General features: G+C 68.2%; 20 protein-coding genes. 12 read left to right on the top strand and 8 right to left on the bottom strand.

Going from position 1 to position 23739, the window contains the following annotated elements; genetic code table 11:
- Positions 1 to 15: 15 nt before the first annotated feature.
- Positions 16 to 258, top strand: a complete 243-nt coding sequence (locus M3B11_RS10720) for a helix-turn-helix domain-containing protein (RefSeq protein ID WP_259877442.1) — start codon at positions 16 to 18, stop codon at positions 256 to 258.
- Positions 242 to 1453 (top strand): type II toxin-antitoxin system HipA family toxin, encoded by a 1212-nt coding sequence (locus M3B11_RS10715; RefSeq protein ID WP_259877441.1) that lies wholly within the window; start codon positions 242 to 244, stop codon positions 1451 to 1453. The genes M3B11_RS10720 and M3B11_RS10715 overlap by 17 nt, the downstream gene beginning before the upstream one ends.
- A 19-nt stretch (positions 1454 to 1472) precedes the next feature.
- On the opposite strand, the gene M3B11_RS10710 is transcribed toward M3B11_RS10715, so the two are convergent.
- Positions 1473 to 2063 (bottom strand): hypothetical protein, encoded by a 591-nt coding sequence (locus M3B11_RS10710; RefSeq protein WP_259877440.1) that lies wholly within the window; start codon positions 2061 to 2063, stop codon positions 1473 to 1475.
- Between the two features lie 338 nt (positions 2064 to 2401).
- Here M3B11_RS10710 and M3B11_RS10705 point away from each other — a divergent pair, with 338 nt between their 5' ends.
- Together M3B11_RS10705 and M3B11_RS10700 are read left to right on the top strand one after the other, a co-directional pair.
- On the top strand, positions 2402 to 3058 hold the full coding sequence (locus M3B11_RS10705) for a C39 family peptidase (RefSeq protein WP_259877439.1): 657 nt from the start codon (positions 2402 to 2404) through the stop codon (positions 3056 to 3058).
- A gap of 136 nt (positions 3059 to 3194) precedes the next feature.
- Positions 3195 to 3431: a hypothetical protein gene (locus M3B11_RS10700; RefSeq protein WP_259877438.1), complete on the top strand. Its 237-nt coding sequence runs from the start codon at positions 3195 to 3197 to the stop codon at positions 3429 to 3431.
- A 4-nt stretch (positions 3432 to 3435) separates the two neighbouring features.
- Here M3B11_RS10700 and M3B11_RS10695 read toward each other — a convergent pair whose 3' ends face one another.
- The 6 genes from M3B11_RS10695 to M3B11_RS10670 form a co-directional block, all read right to left on the bottom strand.
- Entirely contained in the window at positions 3436 to 4605 is a 1170-nt protein-coding gene (locus M3B11_RS10695) for a DUF3322 domain-containing protein (RefSeq protein WP_259877437.1), read from the bottom strand.
- Between the two features lie 32 nt (positions 4606 to 4637).
- Entirely contained in the window at positions 4638 to 7994 is a 3357-nt protein-coding gene (locus tag M3B11_RS10690; protein ID WP_259877436.1) for an ATP-binding protein, read from the bottom strand.
- Positions 7991 to 8689 carry a DUF4194 domain-containing protein gene (locus M3B11_RS10685; protein ID WP_217006823.1) on the bottom strand — a complete coding sequence of 233 codons (699 nt, stop codon included), beginning with the start codon at positions 8687 to 8689 and terminating at the stop codon, positions 7991 to 7993. Before M3B11_RS10685 ends, M3B11_RS10690 begins: the two co-directional genes overlap by 4 nt.
- Positions 8676 to 10214: a DUF3375 domain-containing protein gene (locus tag M3B11_RS10680; RefSeq protein ID WP_259877435.1), complete on the bottom strand. Its 1539-nt coding sequence runs from the start codon at positions 10212 to 10214 to the stop codon at positions 8676 to 8678. The genes M3B11_RS10685 and M3B11_RS10680 overlap by 14 nt, the downstream gene beginning before the upstream one ends.
- Before the next feature lie 74 nt (positions 10215 to 10288).
- Positions 10289 to 11056 (bottom strand): FadR/GntR family transcriptional regulator, encoded by a 768-nt coding sequence (locus M3B11_RS10675; protein ID WP_259877434.1) that lies wholly within the window; start codon positions 11054 to 11056, stop codon positions 10289 to 10291.
- Positions 11041 to 12705, bottom strand: coding sequence for an L-lactate permease (locus M3B11_RS10670; RefSeq protein WP_259877433.1), 1665 nt, complete (start codon positions 12703 to 12705; stop codon positions 11041 to 11043). The genes M3B11_RS10675 and M3B11_RS10670 overlap by 16 nt, the downstream gene beginning before the upstream one ends.
- Positions 12706 to 13082: 377 nt before the next feature.
- Between M3B11_RS10670 and M3B11_RS10665 the strand changes: the two genes are divergently transcribed.
- From M3B11_RS10665 to M3B11_RS10630, 8 genes are all read left to right on the top strand, one after another.
- Positions 13083 to 13889, top strand: a complete 807-nt coding sequence (locus tag M3B11_RS10665) for a (Fe-S)-binding protein (protein WP_259877449.1) — start codon at positions 13083 to 13085, stop codon at positions 13887 to 13889.
- Positions 13886 to 15748: a lactate utilization protein B gene (locus M3B11_RS10660; RefSeq protein WP_259877432.1), complete on the top strand. Its 1863-nt coding sequence runs from the start codon at positions 13886 to 13888 to the stop codon at positions 15746 to 15748. Before M3B11_RS10665 ends, M3B11_RS10660 begins: the two co-directional genes overlap by 4 nt.
- Positions 15745 to 16386, top strand: a complete 642-nt coding sequence (locus tag M3B11_RS10655; protein WP_259877431.1) for an LUD domain-containing protein — start codon at positions 15745 to 15747, stop codon at positions 16384 to 16386. Before M3B11_RS10660 ends, M3B11_RS10655 begins: the two co-directional genes overlap by 4 nt.
- Positions 16387 to 16663: 277 nt before the next feature.
- Entirely contained in the window at positions 16664 to 18430 is a 1767-nt protein-coding gene (hutU, locus tag M3B11_RS10650) for a urocanate hydratase (protein WP_259877430.1), read from the top strand.
- A gap of 317 nt (positions 18431 to 18747) precedes the next feature.
- The gene (locus tag M3B11_RS10645) at positions 18748 to 19722 is read left to right on the top strand and encodes a zinc-binding alcohol dehydrogenase (protein ID WP_259877429.1); all 975 of its coding nucleotides are present in this window, start codon (positions 18748 to 18750) and stop codon (positions 19720 to 19722) included.
- 10 nt (positions 19723 to 19732) lie between these two features.
- A complete protein-coding gene (locus tag M3B11_RS10640) occupies positions 19733 to 20152 on the top strand; it encodes a 6-carboxytetrahydropterin synthase (protein WP_259877428.1) in 420 nt (139 codons plus the stop codon).
- Positions 20149 to 22119 carry a glycosyltransferase gene (locus M3B11_RS10635; RefSeq protein WP_259877427.1) on the top strand — a complete coding sequence of 657 codons (1971 nt, stop codon included), beginning with the start codon at positions 20149 to 20151 and terminating at the stop codon, positions 22117 to 22119. Before M3B11_RS10640 ends, M3B11_RS10635 begins: the two co-directional genes overlap by 4 nt.
- Positions 22120 to 22124: 5 nt before the next feature.
- Positions 22125 to 23054: a flippase-like domain-containing protein gene (locus M3B11_RS10630; protein ID WP_259877448.1), complete on the top strand. Its 930-nt coding sequence runs from the start codon at positions 22125 to 22127 to the stop codon at positions 23052 to 23054.
- Between the two features lie 2 nt (positions 23055 to 23056).
- Here M3B11_RS10630 and M3B11_RS10625 read toward each other — a convergent pair.
- On the bottom strand, positions 23057 to 23739 hold a 683-nt coding region (locus tag M3B11_RS10625), incomplete at its 5' end, for a RibD family protein (RefSeq protein ID WP_259877426.1).

The raw sequence follows: 23739 nt of genomic DNA, 5'->3' as shown, positions 1-23739 counted from the left end.
CAGTCGGAGGTGCCCATGGACCGCTGGTCGAGGATCATCGCCCCAGAGGATCTGGGGGAGACGATCCAGGCTGCGCGGATGGACAGAGGTTGGTCCCAGCGAGACCTCGCACGGATCTCCGGTATCGCGCAGAGCGCCATCTCCGACATGGAATCCGGAAAGCACACTCTCTACGCCGAACGGCTGTTCGCTCTGCTTGAGGAATGCGGCGTGACCCTGCGTGCAGAATGGACGACCGGCGATGCGCCTGGCAGTTGAGCTCTACGGCGTGATCGTCGGCCATATCGATGCGCAGGGGCCGCAGGACTTCGATTTCACGGCGAGCACAGAAGCCATCAGCCGCTTCGGCATCAACAGCGACGTGCTCTCAGTCGCCGTTCCGCTGACGGATCGACCGCCGCGTCACCACGCCGCCAAGCGGCGGAACTTCTTCAACGAGCTGCTGCCCGAAGGGGACATCCTGACCTGGATGCTTGAGCGCAGCGGCCTCCGCAGAGGAGATACGCCGGCGTTCCTCGCCCGCTACGGTCGCGACATCGCAGGGGCCGTGCAGATCTGGGACGCCGACGACCCCAGTGAACCTCCGACGCCCGAAGCCCGTCCCGTGAGCGACTGCGAGATCCGGTCACTGCTCGAAAGCCCGCAGGCCGACCCGCTCGCGAACAGACGACGGTCGGGGAGGACCTCGCTGGCCGGTGTGCAGCCGAAGATTGTCCTGGCTCAGCGAGACGGTCGGTGGCATCGCGTCGCAGGCGGCTATCCCTCAACGCACATCATCAAGCCGAGCCTCTCGGCGCACCCGACGGTCATCGGCGATGAGGAATACGGCTGGCGCCTGGCCCGCGCCATCGGGTTGGCGGATTACCGAGTCGAGTTGACGGCGTTCGCAGAGCTGCCGGCGCTCGTCATCGAGCGCTTCGACCGGAACACTCGCGGTGAGCGGCTCCACCAGGAGGATTTCAACCAGGCGCTGGGAGCTGCCGGCGATGAGAAATACCAGGAGGTCGGCGGAGCGGTGACGCTCAGACGGATCGCTGAGACCGTCCGCCGTCGCTGCCCGAAGTCAGAGCTCATCCAGCTGGCCCGTCAAGTCGTCCTGTGCTGCGCGATCGGCAACCTCGATATGCACGCGAAGAACCTCGGTCTCATGCATCTGCCAGACCAGAAGACGCTGCTAGCTCCCGCCTACGACATGGTGCCCATGGCTCAGCATCGCGATGCCGACGGCTGGCTGGCGCTGACAGTCGACCGGCACTACCGGCTGGCCGACCTCAGCCACAGCAGCCTCGTGAGCGAACTCTCCTCGTGGAACCTCAGCGATGCCGAACGAATCGTCACCGAGGCCCTCGAAGAGATCCGCGCAGCCGTCAGCGCGGAGACACCCGACCCCTCAGCCTCACCTGACCTGCAGGAGTCGATCGGGCAGCGGACTCAACGGCTGCGCGAGCACTGACCCTGTGCGCTCGGCCGCCTCAGTGCTCGCCGACGAGCGGGTCGCGCAGCACCGGCTCCTGGAGCGCCGCCGTCGCGGCAGGGGAGGCGCCGCCGCCGAAGCTCGGCTCGCGCAGCGCCATCTGACGGCGCAGCTCCTTGGCCTTGATGTGCTGCTCGGCTGACTCGACATCATCCGAGGTGGGCCGCTGCGGCACCTGGGCTGCCGCCTCGGCGCCGGCCGCAGCCCAGGCATCTGCCTCACGTGTGGCGATCTCGCGCAGCTCACCGAGCGTCAGCGTCCCGCTCGTGCGCCCGTCGACTGCCAGCCGGCCGAGGTCGACGAGCCTGGAGGTCGGCAGGCTCATGTAATGGCCGATGATCGCCGCGAACTCCAGCTGCTCGCGCAGGTCGAGTTCGGGACGCCGCGGCATCGCCTGCGGAAACCCGTCATGGGCGGCGGCCACATAGGGTCCGTATTCGCCGATCACCGTCTCGTCTTCGAACAGCGGCACCTCGTGCCACTTCAGCCACCAGGCCTGCGCGCACACGAGCAGCAGATCCGCTTGGGTCTTCGTCACACCCGGCTGCAGGAACTTCAGCCAGGCGAGCACTTCACGTGCGGTGCGCATGGCGCAGCTCCTCTCGCCAGCGAGCTCTCCATTGATGTCTCGCCTGGCACCACCCTAACCGCCCCGCGCAGACCGTCGATCCCCAAAGCCGCATGATCGGCTGTGATTTTCGTCCAAGGCCACCTGCCGATCGATGGACGCAGCACCGTCATGGAGCCGCTGAGGCTCACTGCAACCTTCGTGTAGGTCTACCCCAAAGGTGCAGTGCCGAATCCATTGACGCAGACACCCCGTCTTGCTTCCATGAATAATGTGAGCTGTTCGGCCATCCCCTCCACCTCAGCTGAACGCCACCGCCCCGATCATCCCTCGAACACCCCACCCAAGGAGAGATCCCCATGCGTTACGCACGCACCGTCCCCACCCTCATCGTCGCCGGCACCCTGGCCATCGGCAGCCTGCTCGGCACGTCAGCCGCCGTGCTTCCGTCAGCCGGTGCAGCCCCCGCCTCGGCGGCGGTCGCCACCCAGGTCGAGACCCAGGCCGGTGAAAAGGTCCTCGACTACCGCTGGGAGCAGCAGAGCACCGCCTACAACTGCGGCCCGTTCGCCATGCGGATCGCACTGTCGGCCTTCGGCCACGACGTCGCCGCCGACGACCTCGCCGCTCAGGCCGGCACCACCGAGGCCGGTACGAACTTCGGCGCGATCGAACCGGTGATGAACGCCCGGCTCGGTTCGACGTTCTACGAGACGAAGGGGCTGGCGGAGACGCCCACCCAGGAGCAGAAGGACCTGTTCTGGCACGATGTGCAGTACGACATCGACCGTGACCATCCGGTCATCGTCAACATTATGACCGCCCCGGATGCCTCCCCGGACTGGTACCCGAAGAACCAGGGCCTCATCTACCACTTCTTCACCGTCGTCGGCTACAACGCCGAGAACCGCACCGTCAAGGTCGCCGATCCGGCGAACTTCGGCGGCGTCGGCGAATTCTGGCTGCCCGCTGACCAGGTCGCGCTCATGGCCGGTGGCCGCGGCTACATCGGCTGAGGCTCGCCCAGCACGCGCGGGGCGAGAGTCACCCGGTCCCAGCGCCCGCAACCGCGCCCGAGGCGGCGGCTGGCACCTGTGCCGGCCGCCGCCTTTCGCTATGGTGACGGGCCGGTGGCTTCGCTATGGTCGGCTCATGGGAATCGGGCGCATGCTCAAGCGCAGGTGGCGGGCCGTCACGCTGCTGGTGTGTGCTGTCGTCATCTGCGGACTCTTCGTCATCCGACCGTGGTCATCCCAGCCCGCAGCCGGCTGGGAGCTGCTTGTGCAGATCGCAGCCGTGCTGACAGCCGGACTGACGCTGTTCGGGCTGTGCGTGCCCGCAGCGCTGCGCTGCAAAGCCAGCTGCAAGGAGTCCGACCGTGAGCGGTGAGTGTTCAGCTCAGGGAGCGTGCTGCTGTCGCATCGATGGCGGTGAGGACGTAGGACCACTCGATCCGCTCCTGCTCCAAGCGCGGGAAGCCGCTGGCATGCAGCTGCGCCGCCATCTCGCGCTCGCCAGCCGTAAGGGTCTCCAGATGTTCCGGGGCAACCCGCAGCGGTGCCGGCTCTGTTCCGGCCAGGTGCTGGAAATCGATAAGCGTGCGGCTGTCCATGAGCACCGATTCGGTGTGCGGGCAGTGGGTGCGGAAGCGGTTGAGGATCCCGAAGCCGTGTGTGTCGATGTCTCCCCAGTAGAGGACACGCGCACCGGACAGCCACGGCAGCCGGGCAGCCACTGAACCGGAGTAGCCGGGGTTGAATACGGCTACCGCGTCTCCCCACCGGCCGTGTGCTGGCAGCGCGAGGAACGACGCGAGGTTCTCCGTCACAATGACGAGTTTCGGGCGCACCGGCAGCTGTGCGATCTCAGACGCCGGAGCTTCGATATCGCGCAGGCCCGCGAACAGGTGCGGTCGGTCGCCGGTGCCGAGGAGCCGCACGCGTATGCGCGGTTCAGCCGTGCGGAAGCCGAGGCTGCTTTCACCGGTGAGCGAGGTGATGATCGGGGAGACGACGCCCCGATGCGTCTCCAGCCATTTCGAGTCGACGCCGACGATCGGCAGCTCGCGGATGAACAGTCCCGAGCGGGGGTTCTCCCGCAGCCAGGTGAGAACAGCCAGCAGTCGCTGATGGTCGTCGGCGCTGAGTTCGGCAGCGGCTCCGAGGACGCGGCGCAGCACAGTGAGGGGGACCGCGTCCTGAGCCCACTGCGCGAGCATGTCGGCGGCACGGGTGAGCCGGCGCCATTCCCGCAGCTGACCTGCCCAGGCGGCGACCGCCTCGGGCGTGGTGAGCCGCAGACGCACCGGCAGCCGCTGCCGTCCCCAGGTGCGCCACCGCCGGCTTGCCCAGTCGAGGTGCGCATGCTCCGGCAGCTGCGCGCCAGCAGCCTCCCACGCTCGGATCCACGACATCACCGCATCGAGCTTCGCGCTGGTCTGCGGCTCCGCTGGCGGCTTGAGCGGCAGAGAGACGTCGGCATCCGCCATACCGAGCGCCCACGCCCGCTTGTGCAGCCGGAACTTCGCGGCGACTGCCTCGCGCGCCTGATCGGGTGAGACCATGCTGTGCGGCGCGCTGGACCGGCGGCGGGCACTCACTCCGGTTCCCCGCTCTGCTCCCACTGAAGGGCTGCCAGACGCGAGTCACGGTTGTCGCTGATGTCGATCTTGACGGCCGCACCCACATAGTCTTCGAGGATCGGCAGCAGCTTCTTCGGTGTGGCGAGGATGAGCTGGAAGCCGAAGGCCACGAAGGTCTCCAGTGCCATTCGGGCGAAGGTCTCATCGGCTTTGTCGAATGCTTCATCGAGCATGACGGTGCTGAATTCCGGCAGCTCTTCGGCAGAATCGGTCAGCTGATAGCGCAGGGCAGCGGCCAGGCAGAACACGACGAGCTTTTGGCGCTGTCCGCCGGAGAGCCCGGTGGAGGATTCGTAGGCTCGGATCGGCTCGCCGTTCGCATCAGTCTCCACGCCGAGGAAGCTGACGTGCCGACGGGTGTCGAGACAGGCGGTGCGCCACCGCCGGTCTGCTGGTTCAGCTGAGCCGAGGCGGCCGATGACCTTCTTGATGAGCGCGAACTTCTCTTCTGCGGCCTCCGGTGTCAGCGATGTCATCGCATCGGTGGTGATCTCGCGCAGCTCTGCGAGGAATGTCTGGACTTCCGCGGTGCGGCGCTCCTTCGGTTTGATCGTCAGATACCTTCCGCGGTCGAACTGGCTTCCGCTCAGCGACTGGTTCACCTGGTGGATGCGCTCCCTGATTTCGTTGAAGGCGCGGCTGATCTGCGCATTCAGCGTGCCGATATTGCGGGTCGACTGGGTGCGCAGCATCTCCAGGAAGCGCTTCTCATGTGCAGGCAACCCGTCGCTGTGCAGAGCAGTGCGCCGCCGCCGGTATTCGTCCCGGTCGCGGATCGAGCGCTCGACGTCAGCGCTGAATGCCGGCCACTGGCTGAGGAAGGAGTGGGTGCGGCGTTCGAAACCGGCCTCTGCGCGGTGCTGCTGCTTCTGGACCTCATCACGGTCTTCGCGCAGCTGCCGTTCGATGGCGTTCTTCACTGTGGCGATGTCATCGACGCTCAGCCGGCGCCGGCGTTCGTGAAACCGGGAGCGCAGGGTATCTGCCACAGCTGCATCCGGTTCGGGGTCTTCGCCGGCCTCCGCTGCCCGGGCAACGGCCTCATCGAGGCGTGTGAGCACGCTTCGGAGCTCGATCACGTCGGTCTGCGCAGCGTTTTCGGCTTCCCGGGCCGTCTCACGGGCGGCGGTTGCGGTGCTGACGAGTTCCTGCGCTGCCTGAAGATCGGTGTTGCCGCGGATCGTCTGCTCAAGGCGCCGTTCGGCGCCAGCGACTGCGGCTTGTGCTGCCCGTGCGTCGAGCTCCGACCACGGCGTATCAGCGAGCTCTTCGAGGATGCTGCGCCTGGTGGCATCGGCATCGCGCCGGTCGATGGCTCGGATGAGCCGGTCCTTGGTCTCTGCGACTGTCTTCTGCTCGGCGCTGATGGCTTCGAGCAGCTGCGTGACCTTCTCAACGGTGCTGAAGCCCATCACCCAACGGCTGCGATCGTCGACCCGGGTGCGGTCGTCCTTCTCGAACCGGTCTCCTGGCCGTCTGACCTGCCCGGCACGAGTGAGTCCGCGCTCCACCTGCGCCAATTCTGCGGACTCATCGACACAGGTGTAGTCGAATCGCGTGGACAGCGTGTGATGCATCCACGCAGCGAACGGCGAATCACTGCGGACATCGACCTTGTGCACCAGAGACCGGGAGTCGCTGATCGACGGGGGAGCAGGACTGGAGCTGTGGACAGCCTGCACGACGACCCGCACTCCGAAATGCATGGAGTCGAGTGTCTGGGCAACCTGCCCGGCGTAGCGGAAGTCAACGAGCATTGTACGTGAGAGCGGGCCGAGCAGCCGCTCAATCGCCCCTCGCCAGGCGGCATCCTCCCCGCGCACTTCCATCAGCTCACCGCAGAACGGCAGTGCCTGATAGCTGAGATCCAGCTGCTGGGCCAGCAGCTTCCGGGCGTTGAGCAGCGGCCTGTCGAGGTTGGACTTCTCTGCTTTGGCGGCCTCGAGGTCGCTTCTGAGCGCCGCCAGCCGCTCCGTTGCCTGCCGGTGCCGTTCGGCCGCTTCGTGCTCGGCGGTCTGGATGTGGGTGCGCTCAGATTCCTCAGTTGGGTCGGACCGCTGTTCGAGCAGTTCGTCGAACTCTTCGGCCGTCTGCGGCAGGGTGGTGACTCCGGCGCGCTGGAGTCGCTGGGCCAGCGAGGTGCGGCGCCGGTCGACGTCGTCCTGGCGGTGCCTGGCCGCCGTCAGCTGGTCTGCGAGCCGGGCGAGTTCACCGCCGCCGGCCTCCCGCAGTGCAGCCTGGGCCAGGTCCACATCGCGGGTGGCCTCCTCGACATCCGCGCGCGCCTTCGCGAGGGCGGCTTCGGCACCCGACAGGCGCCGGCGCGCTCTCCTGCGCTCCTGTTCGGCGAGTTCGCGCGTCAGAGCGCTGGCCACCTGGTCGAGTCCGGAGAGCAGAGAGCTGAGCTCGGTGTTTCGGGCCGTCGCGTCGTCATAGGCATCTGCGTCAGCGCAGATCTCCTCCAGCGCCTGCAGCTGCAGGCGTGCAGTGACAACGCTTTGGTGCGCGTCGGACAGCTGCGAGAACTGTTCGACGGCGCGATCGGCGGTCGCGAAGGTCGAGGGCTCACCGAGCATGTACATCCGGAACAGGTCGTCAAGGCTGCCGAGGTTCTTCGCTGCGACCGTGCGGTGGAGCAGGTTCATCGCTGCATCCGAGGCGATGCCGAGTGCGGCGCGGTACCGCGACTGGAACACGGAGTGCTTGTCGGTGACAAATGCGGACGTGAAGTCCTTCTTCAGTTTCCGCACCGCCACCGCACCGGTCAGATAGCTGCTGAAGTCCGGCAGCGCAGCATCGGAGCGGGTGAGAATGCAGATCTCCTTGACGTCGCTGGCAGTCATCTGCCCGGCGTTGAGTTTGAAGAGCTTGATGAGCAGGACCGGTTCCTCATCCGGCCGGTCGAAGCGCAGCAGGACGCCGGAGAAGGTCGCGCCAGTGCGCAGGTGGGTCGTGCGGATCTCATCGACGTCATCAGCTTCGGCTGCGCCGTAGGCGCCCCGCATATAGCTGACGATCGTGCGGTCGGAGGAGCGCACGGACTGGTCCTGCGCGGCGGCATTGTAGCGGAGCTTCACCCGGGGTGTCAACACAGTGGAGATCGCATCGAGAAGCGAGGACTTGCCGGAGCCCGAGTCGCCGGTGAAGACGAGGCCCGAGGGCGGAACGTCGACGGCATGGTGGCCGGAGAATGTGCCCCAGTTGATCACCTCCAGCCGGCTGAGACGCCATTGGCGGCGTGGTGTCGCTGCCAGCGCCGGTGCAGGGGCCGTCGGCTGCTTGGGCAGATCGAAGAGCGCATCGCTGCTCATGACTCATCACCGTCCTCATCCGCGGCACCCTCCGGCTGTGACGGGTTTTCACCGAGGATCCGCTGGTACTCCGCGGTCAGGGCATGGATCTGCTCGGAACCGAAGATCAGGCGCAGCACCGGTGAGATCTCATAGCGTCCTTCGGTATTCGTGCTCTGCAGAATGCCGTACTGGATGAGCTTCCTGAACGATGCGTTGAAGCGCTTGGCGAACATGACGTCGTCAAGATCCTGTTTGGCCGCGAAGACGCTGAGCGAATCGCGTACCTCCTCTTCGCCGATGATCGCCCGCATGCCGCGGTCCACGCGCAGCAGCTCATAGCGCAGCTGCAGCACGAGAGCAGAGTCCAGCAGCGTCAACTGGTGTGTGCGCACCACCGCCGGGGCTTCTGCTTCCGGGGCGCCGACATTGCGCACGAACGCGATCCCGCTCTCCTCATCAACGATGAGCTCCAAGAACATATCCGCCAGTCGTGAGCGCAGCACCTTCTCACCATTGAGGGTCGCCCGCCACAGCGCCGGGTGGGACTGGCTTGAGACGTAGGGCCCCTGCACGAGCCGGACGAGTGCGCGCCGGGCATCGGCGCTGAGAGTTCCAGAGTCGTACTCCCAGAGCTGGTCCGGGTTCGCTTCCGGCTCCCGGGCCGGTGCCTCGGGCACGGCAGGTGCGTCACGACTGGCTTCAGAGCTGGGCATGCGTTCCTTCACGAGTGCGACGGGTGCGCCTGAGGGCCGGGATCGGCTCAGTGAAACGGAAGCAGAGCGCCTCGGCGCTGCGTTCGGCACCGGAGACCGACACCCAGCGCAGCGTCTCATACTCATCGGGTTCGCTGCTGCCGTAGCGCAGCGCGAGATCCATGAGCCCGATGACGCTGCCGAGCCCCTGTGTGGCCGGACGGAATCCCAGGACATCGCCGATTCCGATTCCCGGCAGATCCTCCTGGGCAGAAGGCAGCTGACCCGCGCGGTGAGCGGAGAGCGCGGCGTTGACGTTCTCGGCAAGCTCCTTCATGTCGATATCGGCCTCCCTGGCGAGGGAGCGCAGTGCAGCTGCGTCGAGGGTGCCCGTGGTGTGTGACTCGACCTCATCCGCGACTCGGGCCAGAGCCGGATCATGCAGGCGCAGGGAGCCGACGGAGCGCAGCTCGACAGACGGCCGGGCGATCGAGATGTTCAGCCGTTCGTACACCGGCACCTCGGCGGCGACCTGCACCGCCAAGGACCGCGCGGATCGGATGGCTGCTGCAACACTGCGGTCTTCGGCGAATTCGCTCGATTGCACGAACCGGCGCAGCGACCGCGTCAGGGCCGTCATGACATCGCCGACTTCTGCCGCACGATCCTGGAGCATCGGAACGAGCCGGCGCAGGAACGTCACTGTCGCAGGATCGAGGCGATCGACGAAATCCCGGCCGAGCAGCTCCGTGATGTTCGTTTCGAACTCCAAACCCGCTTCAGTGTCGAGAAGCATCGAAGCGAAGCCGTCGAACGACCGGCCAGCCTCGGATTCAGCGAGATGGTCGACACCGCGCCACACATCGGACAGCACAGTTCCCCGCTGGTCGGCTTCCTCCACAAGCTGGGTGCGCAGCGAACGGTTGATGCTCTCCAGTTCGGAGCGCACGCGGGCGAAGTCAGCGGGCAGCTCGGAAGCCAGCTGGGAGACGTCACGTGCCGATTCGGAAGCAGAAGCCGCATCAGCCGGCAGCGCCTCCCCTGATCGGACGGCGTCGATCTCAGCGTCGATGCGATCACGCTCAGCTTCGAGGGCTGCGACGCGCCGTTCGACATCGGGGTCGGTGTCGCGCACGAGCTGGCGGAGCCGATTCTGGATCGTCGCCAGCCGCGACTGCGTCACCGAGGTGCGGTCCGAATCGAGCCGGTCGACGAACTGCAGGGCGATGTGCCCAGCTGGGGACAGCTCGAAGGTCTCCTCCCGGATGGCCTCGACGCTGCGGCGGATGAGGATTCCGTCGCGTCGCCACTGCTCGCAGTAGCTGCGGGCCGTGCCCATGATGGTGTGACCCTGATATCGCAGGGCATCGAGGTCGGCGTCGATGAGGTCGAACAGGTCGCTGGCGGCCATCCGGACCGTGGTGCCGGTCAGGTGTGTGCGCAGGATCGGAGCGGCGAACCACACATTGTCGCTGCGCAGGAAAGACCAGGTGGAGTCCTCTGCAATCAGGCGGCGGTTCGCCTGCGTCTCTGCCAGCACGCTCATGGCATCTATCCTAGAGCGGAGTCAGCCGGGCTGCTGGGCGGGAGGGGTCTGCCGGTCTTCAGCACCGTGGCGCCTCACCCCTCCAGGTGCTCGAAGGCCATCCGGTAGAACCACTCGACGTGAGCGCTGACGGCGGCCGCGGCGGTCGGCGGGTCGCTGCCCGCCACAGCGGCGAGGATCTGCCGGTGCTGCTCCTGGAGGCGCAGCCTGACCTGCGGCCAGTCGGCCAGCAGCCGCACCCCCTCCTGCACATAGCCGACGGTCGCCTGGCGCAGCGAGCCGAGAATCGTCGTCGTCACCTCATTGCCGCCCAGCGAGGTGATCGTCAGGTGGAACTGCGCATCGAGTTCGTGGAAGGTCTCATCGGGCAGAGCAGGATCATCGAGCGCAGCGAGGATCTCAGCGGCCCGTGCAAGAGTCTGTTCCGCCTCGGGGTCGGAGACGGCCTCACGCCGGGCGGCAGCAGCAGCGGCGTCGGCTTCGAGCAGTAGGCGCACCGCGACGACATCGACGACCGGCAGGAAGCTCGACGCCAGGTGCATCCGCAGCCCCCAGCCGAGTGCGGCCGAGGGTTCGGAGATGACGATCGCCCCAGCGCTCGGCCCCGAACCGACCCCCGAACGCACGAGCCCGAGGGCGTCGAGGATGCGGATCGCCTCGCGCACGGAGTTGCGGGAGATGCCGAACTCCTCAGCCAGCGCCCGCTCCGAGGGCAGGCGGTCGCCGATGCGCAGCTGCCCTGAGCGCAGCCGGTCTTCGACAGCGTCGAGGATGGCGGCATAGGACTTCGCGGGAGCGCGGCGTTCGGGGCCCATCTGGTGAATGCTCAGGGAAGCATCCACGAGAGCACATTCGACTGCAGGAACACGAGGCTGCAGATGATGAACAGCAGCCCGATGCTCCACGGGATGACCTTCTTGAAGATCTCGGACTCCTTGCCTTCCATCTGCACCGCCGTCGCTGCGATCGCCAGGGACTGCGGGGAGATCATCTTGCCCACGACCCCGCCCGAGGTGTTGGCTGCCAGCAGCAGCTTCGGGTCGATCCCGGCGTTGGTCGCCGCGGTGTGCTGCAGGTTGGAGAACAGGGCGTTGGCCGAGGTGTCGGATCCGGTGACGGCGGTGCCGAGCCAGCCGAGGATCGGAGAGAGGAAGGCGAAGATCGCGCCCAGCGACGCGAGGTAGGCGCCGATCGAGACGGTCTGGCCGGAGAAGTTCATGACATAGGCCAGCGCCAGCACGGCCGCGATCGTCAGTGCCGCCCACCGCATCCGCCAGGCGCAGGTGCCGATGAGCCCGAGTGCTGCACCCATCCCGAGGCGGTAGCGGCCGTGTTCGCTGAAGATCGTGTAGATCGCGGCGACGACGAGTCCGGTGATGAGCAGGATGGTGCCCGGTGAGGACAGCCAGGCGAGCTTGTAGGTGGTGGATGCGACGGCCGAGCCGTCGGCGGTGAGCAGGTGCTCGGACAGCCCCGGCCACGGGATCTCCAGGGTGGTGGACGCCAGGGCGGCCGGGACATCGATGCCGAGTTTCCACATGTTCGCCACGGCGAAGAAGGCGACGACGAGCAGATAGGGCAGCAGGGCCATCCACACGCGCACCGGCTTGAGCTCGGCGTTACTCACCGATGCGGTGACGCCGAGGCGCTCGCGCACCTCTGCGGTGCCGCGCGGGGTCCAGACCTTGAGGAACAGCACGGCTGCGCCGAGCGAGGCGAGGCAGGCGACGATGTCGGTCATCTCGTAGGAGAAGTGGGTCGCCGACCACCACTGGGCGATGCCGAAGGACAGGCCGATGACGAGCGCTGCCGGCCAGGCGTCCTTGATGCCGCGCAGCCCGTCGAGGACGAAGAGCAGCACGAAGGGCACGATCCAGGCGACGAACGGGGCCTGCACACCGACGATCGCACCGATCGCCGCCGGGTCCTCACCGGTCAGGGATCCTGCGGTGGTGATCGGGATCGCGAGTGCACCGAAGGCCACCGGCGCGGTGTTGGCCAGCAGCACGGCGATGGCCGCGCGCAGCGGAGCCACGCCGAGGGCCATCACCATCGTGGCGGTGATGGCAACCGGGGCGCCGAAGCCGGCGAGGGCTTCGAGCAGGCCGCCGAAGCAGAAGGCGATGAGGATCGCCTGGATGCGCAGGTCGCCGCCGCCGATGCGGTCGAAGAGCAGACGCAGGTCCTCGAAGCGACCGGACGTGACGGTCAGCTCGTAGAACCACAGTGCCATGACGATGATCCACACGATCGGGAACAGCCCGAAGGCTGCGCCCTGTGTCGCGGACAGGGCCGCCAGTCCGAGCGGCATCTTGAATCCGAGCCAGGCGACGAGCAGCGCCGCGGTCAGCGCGGCCAGCGCCGAGGTGTGGGCGCGGGCTTTGACGCCGAGCAGCATGGCGAAGAAGGTCGCAAGCGGGATGAGGGCGACAAGGGCGGACAGGCCCAGTGACCCGCCGACGGCGTCGGTGGCTGCGGTGAAGTTCTCCACGGGGGCTCCTTGAAACGGGAGGGCGCGATTGCGGGCGCGGCCAGTGAGGTGCGTTCAGCAGTGAACGTGTCCGTGCCGGGGCTGTGTGCTAGATTACAGTATGTGGTGGGACCACAGCTTACACACGTTCGGGACGAGCACAAATCAGTGTCAGGTTCAAGGCGTACGATGGCACACAGCAGCACCTCACCAGAACCGCTCCGGGCATCGACCTCGCTCCGGAACCGTGAGGGCGCTGACGTCGAGCTCCTGCCGGCAGGCGGGACGTCAGAGGGGAGTAGACAATGACATCGGCCACCCGGCCCAGCCCGCCCGGTGCTGCGCAGTCAGCCCAGGCCCCGACACCGGCGCAAACCGCGACATCGGCGCAGGCCGCGCTGCGGATCGCGATCTTCCCGACCTGCATCGTCGACGCGATGTATCCGCGGGTAGCCGAGGCCACGGTGCGGATCCTCGAACGGCTCGGCCACGAGGTCGTCTTCCCGCCCCAGCAGACCTGCTGCTCGCAGATGCACGTCAACTCCGGTTACTTCGCAGACGCCTACGACATCGTGCGCAACCACGTCGAGGCCTTCTCCGACTACGACTACGACGTCGCCGTCGCCCCCTCTGCCTCGTGCGTCGTGTCCCTGCAGCACCAGCAGCCCGACATCGCTCGCCGCGCCGGCGACCCAGCCTGCGCCTCGGCGGCGGAGGCCATCGCCGGGCGAACGTTTGAGCTCTCGAAGCTGCTCATCGACGTCCTCGGCATCACCGATGCCGCCGCCCAGCTCGGCTCCTACTTCCCGCACCGGGTGACCTTCCACTCCAGCTGCCACGGGCTGCGGCACATGAAGCTCGGCACTCGGCAGTCCGATCTGCTGCGCACCGTCGCCGGCATCGACTACGCTGAACTGCCCGATTTGGAGGAATGCTGCGGCTTCGGCGGCACCTTCTCCTTCAAGAACGCCGGCACCTCCGGGGCGATGACCGCCGACAAAGTCGCCGCGATCCAGTCCACCGGCGCCTCGATCTGCGCCGGCGGCGACGTCTCATGCCTGATGAACATCGGCGGTGCCGCACAGAAGCAGAGGATCGGCATCACCACCGTTCACTTCGCTGAGATCCTCGCGAGCACCCGGGAGAATCCCCTGCAGGTCTCCGGTGACGTCGCCGTCTCCGGGGGCGGAAGGAGCTGCGCATGACCACCGTCAACCTCGGGATGCCGACGATCCGCCACGGCCGCGGCAACCTCTTCGCCGACGAACCCTTCACCTCGGGCGCGGCCCGGGATCTGAAGAACGAGACCCTGCGCGGCAACCTCAACTTCGCGATGCGCAAGATCCGCGGCAAGCGCGCCGCCGTCGTCAGCGAGATGCCCGACTGGCAGCAGCTGCGCGCCGCCGGCTCGGCGATCAAGCAGAACGTGCTGGCCGACCTGCCCGAACTCCTCGAGCAGTTCGAGGCCTCCTTCACCGCGGCCGGCGGCCACGTCCACTGGGCCCGCGATGCCGATGAGGCCAATGCGATCGCCCTGCGGCTGATCCAGGAGCAGGGGGTGAACGAGGTCAACAAGATCAAGTCGATGGCCACTCAGGAGACCGGTCTCAACGAATACCTCGAAGCTCACGGCATCACCGCTGTTGAGACCGACCTGGCCGAGGAGATCGTGCAGCTCGGCGGCGATAAGCCCTCGCACATCGTCGTGCCGGCCATCCACCGCAACCGCGACGAGGTCCGCGACATCTTCCTGCGCGAGATCGACGGCGTGCGTTCGGATCTGACCTCTGAGCCCACCGACCTGGCCGACGCCTCGCGCGAGCGCCTGCGCGCGAAGTTCTTCGACAACCGCGTCGCCGTCTCCGGGGCGAACTTCGGGATCGCTGAGACCGGCACGCTGACGATCGTCGAATCCGAAGGCAACGGCCGCATGTGCCTGACCCTGCCGGACACCCTCATCACCTTCATGGGGATCGAGAAGGTGCTGCCGCGCTTTGCCGACCTGGAGGTGTTCCTGCAGCTGCTGCCGCGTTCCTCAACCGGTGAGCGGATGAACCCCTACACCTCCCTGTGGACCGGCGTCACTCCAGGCGACGGGCCGCAGAACCTCCACGTCATCCTCATCGACAACGGCCGCACCGCCACACTGGCCGATGAGGTCGGCCGCCAGGCCCTGCACTGCATCCGCTGTTCGGCCTGCCTCAATGTCTGCCCCGTCTTCGAGCGCGCTGGCGGCCACGCCTACGGCTCGGTCTACCCGGGCCCGATCGGCGCGATCCTGTCCCCGCAGATGACCGGCATCGAAGCCGCGGCGAACAACTCGCTGCCCTACGCCTCGTCCCTGTGTGGGGCCTGCTACGAGGTCTGCCCGGTCAAGATCAACATCCCCGACGTGCTCGTCCATCTGCGCGGCGCCGACGTCGAGGCACGCCACAACGCGCGCCGCACCGCGCCCGAGGCGGTGGGCGTGCCGCCTGCCACCGACGCCTCTGCTTCCGGCGTCTCCCGGCGCGCCCGCCTGACAGCGGCCGTCCGCACAGGGGCTGCGCGCACCGTCGGGGCGGTGGCGCGTCGGGTGCCCGATCAGATGGATGCCCTCATGGCGGCTGCCAAGACCGCCTTCGCGAAGCCCGGGCTGCTGAGCGTCGGTGAACGGGGGCTGCCGCTGGGCAAGATCCTCGGAGGCAGGGACGGGAAGATCTCCTTCCTGCCCGGCCTCATCGGCGGGTGGACCCGGCACCGGATCATCGACGCACCGCCTGCGCAGTCCTTCCGGCACTGGTGGAAGCGCAACCGCACGCGCACCCCAGTGCGCCGCACTCCCGAGCAGCGGGCCGATATCGCAGCTCTCATCGAAGCCAACCGCGGCAAGGCCGCGGAACTCCATGCGCGCTTCGCTGCACCTGCCGATGACTACACCCGGCTCATGGCCGCCGAACGGACAGGCATCCAGCACCACGACGCCACCGGTGCCGCCGTGGCCGACTATGCCCGCGGCACCGAGACCTCGGCGACCACCGCCTCGGGCGCGGACGACGACCGGATGAAAGGCGAGAGAGCATGAGTGAGCAGACCACCTCGGCGAAGGCCGAGATCCTCGCACGCATCCGCGGGGCGCTGGCCGACAATTCGCAGCCGGCCGCACCCGTGCGCGACTACCGGCAGCGCGGCAGCGCCGACCCGCAGACGGTGCGCGAGATGTTCATCGACCGGATCGTCGACTACAAGGCTCGCGCATTCATCGAAACCGCAGAGACGGTCGCCGGGCGGATCGCCGAACTCCTCGGCGAAGACGCGCGGCACGTTGTGCCGGAGGGATTTCCGGTCGACTGGCTGCCCGGTGACGGTTCTGCTGGTGAGAGGATCGTCGACACAGCAGATCAGCCGCTCAGCAACGCCGAACTCGACGCGGTCGACGCCGTCGTGACGTCTTCGACCGTGTCATGCGCGGAGACCGGGACCGTGTTCCTCAATGCAGGGCCTGCCGAAGGGCGTCGTGCGATCAGTCTCATCCCCGACCACCACATCTGCGTGGTGCCGGCCGAATCGCTCGTCGAGCTTGTGCCTGAGGCGCTCGCCCGCATCGATCACAGGCGGCCGGTGACGATGTTCTCCGGCCCGTCGGCGACCTCGGATATCGAGCTGCAACGCGTCGAGGGTGTCCACGGCCCGCGGAAGGTCGACATCATCATCCTCGACTGAGCCGCAGATCTCGCCGGCGGGCAAGCCGCGACCCGAGCTCTCGGATCGGGGCAGCGCGGACACCGGGGCGGCACGGACGATGAACGCGCGGTATGAGGCGGTTAACGCGCGGTTTGAGGCAGCGAAGTCGCGGCACGAGGCGGCCGGGTGTCCGAGATCCCGGACAGATCGTGCTTCGGCTCACTTTCGGCTGCTTCCGCCTGCGCGCAGACTGGGAGCAGAACCGTTCCCACCTTGCGCTTGACTGCAGGCGCTCCCGAGAGCCGGAGGAAGACGCATGACGACGTCACACGCATCCGAAACCCCAGACACCGCAGCTGCGAAGGAAGCAGCCGCGAAGCAGACGTTCACCCGCCACGACCCGGAACGCGTCGTGCGCGCTCCGCGCGGCACCGAGATCACCGCCAAGACCTGGTCGACCGAAGCCGCCAAGCGGATGCTCATGAACAACCTCGATCCCGAGGTCGCCGAACGTCCCGAAGACCTCGTCGTCTACGGCGGCACCGGCCGTGCCGCCCGCTCATGGGAGGCCTTCGACGCGATCGTCAAGACCCTCGACGACCTCGAAGCCGACGAGACCCTTCTCGTCCAGTCCGGCAAGCCGGTCGGTGTGCTGCGCACCCACGAATGGGCCCCGCGGGTGCTCATCGCCAACTCCAACCTCGTCGGCGACTGGGCCAACTGGGAGCACTTCCGCCACCTCGAAGCTGAAGGCCTCATGATGTACGGCCAGATGACCGCCGGTTCCTGGATCTACATCGCCACCCAGGGCATCCTGCAGGGCACCTACGAGACCTTCGCCGCCGTCGCCCGCAAGCGCTTCAACGGAACCCTGGCCGGCACCCTGACCCTCACCGCCGGCTGCGGCGGCATGGGCGGTGCCCAGCCGCTGTCGGTGACCCTCAACGGCGGCGCCTGCCTCATCATCGACGTCGACAAGTCCCGGCTCGACCGCCGCCAGTCCAAGCGCTACCTCGACGAGGTCGAGACCGACCTCGAGGTCGCTCTCGAGAAGGTGCTCAAGGCCAAAGAGGAGAAGCGTGCGCTGTCTGTCGGCCTCGTCGGCAACGCCGCAGACATCGTCCCCGAGCTGCTCGCTCGCGACGTGCCCGTCGACATCGTCACCGACCAGACCTCGGCTCATGACCCGCTGTCCTACCTGCCGCTGGGTGTCAGCCTTGAGGACTGGCAGGCCGAAGCTGATGAGGATCCAGAGAAGTTCACGCTGCGGGCTGAGGAGTCGATGGCCAAGCACGTCGCTGCGATGGTCGGCTTCCAGGACAAGGGAGCCGAGGTCTTCGACTACGGCAACTCGATCCGCGACGAGGCCCGCAAGGCCGGCTACGATCGCGCCTTTGAGTTCCCCGGCTTCGTCCCGGCCTACATCCGCCCGCTGTTCTGCGAGGGCATGGGACCCTTCCGCTGGGTCGCGCTCTCCGGTGACCCGCAGGACATCAAGGTCACCGACCAGGCGCTCAAGGAGCTCTTCCCCGAGAACGAGTCGCTGCATCGCTGGCTCGACGCCGCTGATGAGTACGTCGAGTTCGAGGGCCTGCCCGCCCGCATCTGCTGGCTGGGTTACAAGGAGCGCCACCAGGCAGGTGTGCTCTTCAACAAGCTCGTCGCCGAGGGCAAGGTCTCCGCACCGATCGTCATCGGCCGTGACCATCTCGACTCCGGCTCCGTCGCCTCGCCCTACCGTGAGACTGAGGGCATGCTCGACGGCACCGACGCGGTCGCCGACTGGCCGCTGCTCAACGCCATGGTCAACACCTCCTCGGGCGCGACCTGGGTGTCGCTGCATCACGGCGGCGGCGTAGGCATGGGCCGTTCGATCCACGCCGGTCAGGTCTCGGTCGCCGATGGAACCGAGCTGGCGGAGCAGAAGCTCACCCGCCTGCTCACCAACGACCCGGGCATGGGCGTCATTCGCCATGTCGACGCCGGCTACGACCGCGCCGTCGAGGTCGCCAAGGAACGCCACATGCGCATCCCGATGAACCCCGAGCTCGACAAGCGCGACGAGGAATCCGCCGCGAACTGACATCGCAGAGGCGCACACTGACGCCTCTGAAGAGCAGTCCAGACAAATCTGCGGAGCCACTCATCTGCTGCAGACCGGCAGCAGATGGGTGGCTCTGCGCACATCGTCAGGTAACCGCAGGCCCGCCACACCCGAGGATCCGGAAAGTTAGCAAAGTTATTCATGGTTTCAGGCGCGAAAACCATGAATAACTTTCCTAACTTTCCCCCTCAAGCCCACGTTCTCTCCCCTCAAGCTCAAGCCCGCGGGCCCCACCTGCGGAAAGCCGACTCGCCGGCGCGGAGCGCACCTGCAGGTCGAGCGCGTACATTGGAACCATGGCCTGGGAATTCTGGATCGAAGAGGCACGCCGCGGCCGCTGGCGCGAGGTCGACGAACCGCACGCCGCCAGTGGGCAGCTGCGGGTCGGCACCACCGTCTCGGCAATCTCCCGCGGCACCGAACGCCTCGTGTGGGAAGGCCGGGTCCCCGACTCAGTCGCGGATCTCATGGCCGCCCCCGCTCAGCGCGGCACCTTCCCCTTCCCCGTCTCCTACGGGTATCTGGCCGTCGGCGCTATCGACGAGGGCCCGGCCGACCAGCTCGGCCAGCGCGTCTTCGGGCTGCTGCCGCACCACACTCACCACATCGTCGGCCCGGCTGACGTCCACCCCGTGCCTGAGGCGGTGCCCACCTCGCGTGCGCTGCTCGCCGGGGCGGCCGAGACCGGGATCAACATCCTGTGGCAGGCTCCGCCGCGCTTCGGGGACCGCGTGGCCATCATCGGCGCCGGCATGATCGGCACCTCCACCGCGCTGCTGGCCGACCGGATGGGACTCTCCCGGCTCGAAGTCATCGATACCGACGCCGCACGCCGCGAGATGCTCACCGGCCTCGGCCTGGCCACCGCGACCCCAGATGAGGCCAGCGGCGACTGCGATATCGTCATCCACACCTCGGGAACGGAAGCCGGATTGACCACCGCACTGGCCCTCACCGGTGACGACGGCACCGTCGTCGAAGCATCCTGGTACGGCACCGACGCCCCGCGCGTGCCGCTCGGCGCGGACTTCCACGCTCGCCGCCTGTCGATCATCGCCAGCCAAGTCGGTCAGGTCGCCGCCGGCCAGCGCGCCCGCCGCACCCGCGCCCAGCGGCTCGGCCAGGCACTCGACGCCCTGCATGACGAGCGCTTCGATGCGCTCATCACCGGTTCCACCGACTGGTCCGAACTGCCGGTCGTCATGGACCGCGTGCTCACCGACCCCGCCAGCCTGTGCCACATCGTCGACTACCGCAGCCTGCCCGGCTGAGAGGAGAGCCATGTTCCGCCTGAGCATCAACGACCACATCATGATCGCCCACAGCCTGCCCGACCCGTTCTTCGGCCCGGCGCAGCACATGCACGGCGCCACGCTCGCCGTCGAGGCCCACTTCGAGACCGCCGAACTCGACTCCCACGGCGTCGTGCTCGACATCGGCCGGGCCGGTGAGATCCTCTCCGCGGCCCTCGACCCGCTGCGGTATGCCAACCTCGACGAGCACCCCGACTTCGCCGGGAAGATCTCGACGACCGAGGTCATCGCCGCCCACATCGGCTCCCGCCTGCGCGCAGCACTCACCGACCGGCCCGACATCAGCATCGCCGTGACCCTGGACGAGAACCCCAACGCGCGGGTCACCTACACCGTCCCGCCGGCGCCGACCCTGCACCCGGCCGACCCGGGGCCCCGGCAGGTATGAGCTCCCGGCCGGTCCATCTGCTCGAACCGGCCCTCGGCCGGGCCTCCGGTGGGGCCCGCTACAACCGCGCCGTCACCGACGCCGCCGCCGGCCGGCTGCGCCTGCAGCCCGTGCCCGGCAGCTGGCCCGACCCGTCTGCCGCCGATGAGGCCCGCGTGCACGGCCTGCTCACCGAGCTCGACGGCCCGGTTGTCCTCGACGGGCTGCTGGGATGTGCGCTGCGCACCCCGCCGGTGTGCGCTGGCCCGCTGCTGCAGCTCGTCCACCTGCCCCGCGGCCGAGGCGGTGGCGAGGCTCTTGCTCGTGAGCGCGCCTGCCTGCAGGCCGCCGATGGCATCATCGTCACCAGTCAGCACGCCGCAGCGGACATCGCCGGTCTCTACGGGCTGCGCGCCGCTGTCGCCCGGCCGGGCACCGAACTTCGTCCGCTCACCGTGCCCGAGGCAGCGGGCACTCGCCTGCTGTGCCTCGCCTCTGTCGAGGAGCGGAAGAATCAGCTGCTGCTGGCCGAAGCGCTCACCACCGTGCAGGCAGCCATGCCTGATGCCGGGATCAGCTGCGTGTTCGCAGGCCCGATCACCGAACCTCACTATGCCGAGCAGCTGCGGCAGGCACTGACCTGCCTGCCGGCCAGCAGCTGGAAGATCACCGGCGAACTCGACGAACACGGTGTCGATGCCGCCCTCGCGGCCGCCGATCTGCTCCTGCTGCCCTCGGTCCACGAGACCTTCGGGATGGTCATCACCGAGGCCGTTGCCGCTGGCATCCCCGCGTTCGTCACCGCAGGCACCGGCGCGCAGGAGGCCCTGCAGGCGGGCCGGGCCCTGCCGCCGGAACCGGGAGCCTGGGCTGAGGCACTCATGGCATGGCTCGGCGATGAGCATGACCGCACCCAGCTGCGGGAGCAGGCGCGGCGCGCCCGCAAGGATCTGCCCGGGTGGGAGGAGACCGCAGCGGCACTGCTCGCTGCCGTCGACGCGGCTGCTGGTTCAGCGGATGCGGCCACTGGTTCAGCGCATGGGTCTGCTGGTTCAGCGGATGCGTCTGCGGCTGGCCCGTCCTCACCCGAACACGGGGACTGGCTCGACATGCGCATCGCGTATGACAACGCCGCGCGCACTGCCTCCCTGCCGCTCGTCGACGCCGCGCTCGAGGCGGTGGCAGGCCACCGGGAGACCACACCTGCCGCGCCTACCGTAACTACCGCACCTGCCGTGCCGGCTGCTGAAGACCGGAGGCTGCGGATCTGCGACATCGGCGCCGGCACCGGCAACTCCGCACTCTGGTTCGACACTGCGTTCGCCGACCGCGGCATCACCGAAAGGACATGGCTGCTCATCGACGACGATCCAGACGCGCTCACCCAGGCCGCTGCCCGCATCGGCTCTGCTCCCGACCGCCGCGCTGAGACCCGCCGCGCCCCGATCGCCGAGCTGCCGCGCATCCTCGACGTCGGCCGGCCCGTCGACCTCATCACCGGCAGCGCCGTGCTCGACGTGCTGCGCCCGGCTGATGCCGCGGCCCTCATCGATACGCTGGCAGCGACCGGGGCGCCGGGTCTGTTCCTGCTCACCATCACCGGCGACTGGCAGCTCAACCCCGTCCACCCGGCAGACCGGCAGATTGCCAGCGCCTTCGCCGCCCATCAGCAGCGCGAGGGCCGGCTCGGTGCGGCTGCCGCTTCTCACCTGCAGGACGCTGCCGAAGCCGCCGGCATGCGCGTGCAGTCCACCGCCAGCCCATGGCAGCTCAGCGCCCGTGAGGATCATGCGTTCCTCACTCGATTCCTCACCGACCGCGTCACCGCTGCCAGCGAACAGGACGCCGGCTCCGCGGCTCTCTTCACCGCATGGCTGGGCGACCGGCTGGCTGACGAGACACTCACCATCACCGTCGACCACCGCGATCTGCTCATCCTGCCCACCTCACCAGGGGACCTGCCCGCCACGCCAGGGGAGGGGCGTTGACCCAGGTGCCCGGCACCTCGGCGGACCGCACGCGCACCGGCCCCCGTGCCTTCGCGCCAACCGAGGCACCGACGCGCACGCGAACACAATCCTGGGGTGGGCCGTGGATGCGGGTGCTCGCAGTGATCACCAGTGTCGTGCTGCTCTCCATCACCGCCCGACTCATCGGCGCGCAGGCGCTCACCGCCGGATTCACCGCGCTCGGGCCGGTGAGCATCCTCGCCGCCGCCGGCGGGATCCGGCTCGGGTTCGCAGCCACCGGTGCGCAGGCTCTGCGCTGGCGCCTGCTCGCCGCCGCCGGCGGGATCCGGCTCGGGTTCGGCCGGGCACTGGCCGACTGCTACGCCTCCAGCTTCGCGAACATGGTGCTGCCCGGCGGGCTGGCCGGCGATGCCGTGCGCGCAGCGATCTACCGCAACAGCGGGCGCCGCCGCTGGCTCTCACCGCTCCTGGCGGTCGGGGCGGAGCGGCTCAGCGCGACAACACTGCTCTTTGCAGCCGCCGCCGTCATCCTCTCGCTGCACACCTCGCCGGCGCTCATCGCCGCAGCCGCAGCTGCGACTGTGTCCCTTGGATGCGCGATCGCCGCCGTGGCGTGCATGCGCGGAATGGACACCCACCGGCAGCCGGTCGTGTGGGCGACCTCTGCGCTCAGCGTGGCAGCACTCCTGGCGCTGTTCCTCGTCGCGATGCGCGCCCTGGGCGATGGGATTGAGCCGATTGTGGCGATCATCGGGCTGGCGGCGATGAGCTTGCCGGTCGGGGTCGGCGGGTGGGGTGCCCGTGAACTGTCCGTCGGGCTGCTCGCCGGACCCCTGGCTCTGCAGGCCGAATCCGCCGTCAGCGCAGCGACCGCCTATGGGCTGCTCGCCACCGTCTCCACACTGCCGGGTCTGGCCGTGCTGCTGTGGCACTGGCTGCGCCGGCCGCGCTGAACTCAGCTCTCCAGCAGCCCCGAGGTGTTCTGCTGGGCGGTCTCGCTGAGAACGAATTCGGTGCACACATCGGCATCGAACAGATGCCGGCGGAACGGCACCCGCAGCGCCTCGGCCATCACCGGCGAACCGGAGAACCGCAGCCCCGGCACCCCGTCGCCGATGAGCACCGGAGCCAGCGTCAGGAACAGCCGGTCGAGGACACCGGCGGTCAGGAACTCTGAGACCGTCCGGCCACCGCCTTCGATGAGCACCGCACCCGCCACATGCTCGCGCACGACCGCCAGCACCTGTGCGGGTGAGACCGGTTCGCCACCGGTTTCCGGCAGCCGGGCGACGGTGACATGAGCGGCCAGGTCAGTCGGCACCTCCGCGGCGGGGCCGACGAGCCACAGCGTCGGGGCCGCCCCGTCGGTGAGCACCCGCCGGTCGGCTGGGATCCGGGCGTGCGGGTCGAGCAGCACACGCACCGGGTTCTCGCCGTCAACCGCTCGCACGGTCAGCTGCGGGTCATCGGCGACGACGGTCTGCGCACCGACGACGACTGCGGCGACCGCGGCGCGCAGCCGGTGCAGATGCGCCCGGTCGGCCTCCCCGGAGACGAACGCCGCATCCCCGCTGCGGGCGGCGATGAACCCGTCAGCGCTCTGTGCCAGCTGGGCGACGACCTCGGCGCCGGCGGAGA

Origin of the sequence: Brevibacterium sp. p3-SID960 (assembly GCF_025144725.1) — a bacterium.
Classification (GTDB): Bacteria; Actinomycetota; Actinomycetes; order Actinomycetales; family Brevibacteriaceae; genus Brevibacterium.
Note: the sequence above shows the minus strand (reverse complement) of the source record. Positions and strands in the feature narration are given on the sequence as shown.

Excerpts from the sequence above, each read along its gene's own strand:
- M3B11_RS10720 (WP_259877442.1), top strand. The coding sequence starts at position 16 with ATGGACCGCTGGTCGAGGATCATCGCCCCAGAGGATCTGGGGGAGACG.
- M3B11_RS10715 (WP_259877441.1), top strand. The coding sequence starts at position 242 with ATGCGCCTGGCAGTTGAGCTCTACGGCGTGATCGTCGGCCATATCGAT.
- M3B11_RS10710 (WP_259877440.1), bottom strand. The coding sequence starts at position 2,063 with ATGCGCACCGCACGTGAAGTGCTCGCCTGGCTGAAGTTCCTGCAGCCG.
- M3B11_RS10705 (WP_259877439.1), top strand. The coding sequence starts at position 2,402 with ATGCGTTACGCACGCACCGTCCCCACCCTCATCGTCGCCGGCACCCTG.
- M3B11_RS10700 (WP_259877438.1), top strand. The coding sequence starts at position 3,195 with ATGGGAATCGGGCGCATGCTCAAGCGCAGGTGGCGGGCCGTCACGCTG.
- M3B11_RS10695 (WP_259877437.1), bottom strand. The coding sequence starts at position 4,605 with ATGGTCTCACCCGATCAGGCGCGCGAGGCAGTCGCCGCGAAGTTCCGG.
- M3B11_RS10690 (WP_259877436.1), bottom strand. The coding sequence starts at position 7,994 with ATGAGCAGCGATGCGCTCTTCGATCTGCCCAAGCAGCCGACGGCCCCT.
- M3B11_RS10685 (WP_217006823.1), bottom strand. The coding sequence starts at position 8,689 with ATGCCCAGCTCTGAAGCCAGTCGTGACGCACCTGCCGTGCCCGAGGCA.
- M3B11_RS10680 (WP_259877435.1), bottom strand. The coding sequence starts at position 10,214 with ATGAGCGTGCTGGCAGAGACGCAGGCGAACCGCCGCCTGATTGCAGAG.
- M3B11_RS10660 (WP_259877432.1), top strand. The coding sequence starts at position 13,886 with ATGACCACCGTCAACCTCGGGATGCCGACGATCCGCCACGGCCGCGGC.
- M3B11_RS10655 (WP_259877431.1), top strand. The coding sequence starts at position 15,745 with ATGAGTGAGCAGACCACCTCGGCGAAGGCCGAGATCCTCGCACGCATC.
- hutU (WP_259877430.1), top strand. The coding sequence starts at position 16,664 with ATGACGACGTCACACGCATCCGAAACCCCAGACACCGCAGCTGCGAAG.
- M3B11_RS10645 (WP_259877429.1), top strand. The coding sequence starts at position 18,748 with ATGGCCTGGGAATTCTGGATCGAAGAGGCACGCCGCGGCCGCTGGCGC.
- M3B11_RS10640 (WP_259877428.1), top strand. The coding sequence starts at position 19,733 with ATGTTCCGCCTGAGCATCAACGACCACATCATGATCGCCCACAGCCTG.
- M3B11_RS10635 (WP_259877427.1), top strand. The coding sequence starts at position 20,149 with ATGAGCTCCCGGCCGGTCCATCTGCTCGAACCGGCCCTCGGCCGGGCC.